Raw genomic sequence first — 1,984 nt, 5'->3', positions numbered from 1 at the left:
CGGATCTTCGAGCAATTCGCCCTATGCAGCGTCACTCGCAGCACAGGATCACGCGCGGGTCGTAGGCCGGTTGCGAGTTCGGCACGCCGCCACCGAAATCCTGCGGAACAGCGTAGAAGGCCTGTGTCCATGCATCGACGTCCAGTGGCTCGAACAAGCTTTCCTGCGGCTCGTTGCGGATCGGCTGGCCTGGGTTCACGCCGCGCAGCACCTCGCCGCTATCGACCACCACCACGCCGTTGACGATGACGAAGGGAATGCCGGAGGACGGCAGATTGCCCTGTGCGTAGGTGGCGTTGTCGGTCACTGTCTCTGGGTCGAAAATCGTGATGTCGGCGATCATGCCCTCCTGCATCCGCCCGCGCTCCTGCATCGCCCTCAGCCCCGTAAGAGCGAGCGGGCGCGCCGAGTTCCAGCTGAGCTGGGCGACGCTCTGCATGAGGGGGATGCCGTTCTCGCGCCCCATGCGCAACGTCCGCGCGCAGGTGCCGGCCCCGCGTGGGTGGGTGTTGGGCAGATCCTCGAAGGGCGTATCCCATGTGATGCTGCCGTCGAGGATCGGCATCCCGTCTGACGCGATCGCCACGTCAGGCAGGCGCAGCCAGTCGAGGATGGCGCTCTCAGGCATCTTGTAGGCCAGCACCAACCGCGCCGGCTCGCGCGCCATCATCTCCGCGCGGCTCTCCTGCGTGTACCATTCCCCGGTCAGCGCATCCTGGATGGTCTCCTCGTACTTGTAGCCGAGCTGATCTACCCAGATCTCCGGTTCGAGGAAGACGGCGTTCAGCGCCGTCGAGCCCGCCGCGTAGGGGTAGAGCTCGCCCCACATGTTGTGGCCTTGCGCGCGCATCCGCACCAGCAGCTCGTGCACAAGGTTGTAACCGGGGTTGTTAAAGTGGCAGGCGATGGCGGGCGCGCCGAGCGCGGCGGCGTTCGCAAGCATCTCTTGGATACCGTTCGCTTCGCTCGTGTCCGTGCCGGGCGTGTAGCGGAAGTGGAAGGCGCAGGGTCTTCCATAAGCCGCAGCGATGCGCTGGATCTCGAAGACCTCGCGTGCCGATGCGCCGTCGCGCATGTAGCCGAGCGTCGAGCCGATGCCGACCGCGCCCGCGGCGAGGCCCGTATCGAGCACGCGCAGGATCTCGTTGCCCTTCTCGAGGTCCGGGCGGGTATGGGACCAGCCAGACTTGTCCGAGCCGCGATGGTTCATGGCCTCAGGCGCATCGATCGTCGTGATGCCATCGAGCACCAAGGTACGCGCGAATTCGTGGCAGCTGGCGCAGCCGTAGTTGATCTGGTTGGTCCCGCGGCGCTGTGCGTACCAGTCATCCACCAGCGTCCCGAGCGTCCCAATCTCGAGGTCCATGACCGTCGTTCGCCCGTCGAGCAGTGCGAGCTTGTTGCCCATGGGCCGGGGCCAGTGAAAATGCGTGTCGATGAAGCCGGGCGCGACGACATGGCCGCTGGCGTCGATCTGGCGGCCGCCCTCGAGCGGTTCGGCTGTGATAGCGGCGATCCGACCCGCGCGCACGCCGACATTTGCGACCTGGTCAAACCCGGTCTCGGGGTCCATCACCCGCCCGCCAAGGATCACGAGGTCGAATGGCTCCCTCGTCTGCGCCAAGGCTCTACCGGCGGACCCAATGGCGGCCGCACCCGCAGCAACACCAAGGTTGAACTCCCTGCGGGAGATCTCGTTCTCGCTCATGTTGTTTCTCCTCTCCATTTCGGTTGTGCGATGCTGACGGCGACGCCACGCTCCGCAGTCAGGTTCTTTAGGTTTGGTTGCTGCATTGGACGCCTCATGGTGTCGATGCAGCGGGTTCGGTGGAGGCTTCGATCTGCACTGTGCAGGATCGACCCTCCACCGAAGCCGTGGCTCTTGTCGCCCCGGTTATTGGAAGACAGTACCGGAGAGGTCGAAGTCGTCGACCGCCCCGTCGCCCCGAATGAAGATCCGGTGGTTGAATCGCACGTAGTTGAG

At 65.0% G+C, this 1,984-nt stretch carries 1 protein-coding gene; it reads right to left on the bottom strand.

Features of this window, described 5'->3' with window-relative positions; genetic code table 11:
* Positions 1-31 precede the first annotated feature (31 nt).
* Complete coding sequence (locus tag TR61_RS19330) at positions 32-1,708, bottom strand: amidohydrolase family protein (protein WP_050932192.1); 1,677 nt, start codon at positions 1,706-1,708, stop codon at positions 32-34.
* Positions 1,709-1,984 lie beyond the last annotated feature (276 nt).

The organism is Aestuariivita boseongensis (assembly GCF_001262635.1).
Classification (GTDB): Bacteria; Pseudomonadota; Alphaproteobacteria; order Rhodobacterales; family Rhodobacteraceae; genus Aestuariivita; species Aestuariivita boseongensis.
This window is presented reverse-complemented; position numbering and strand designations above follow the sequence as displayed.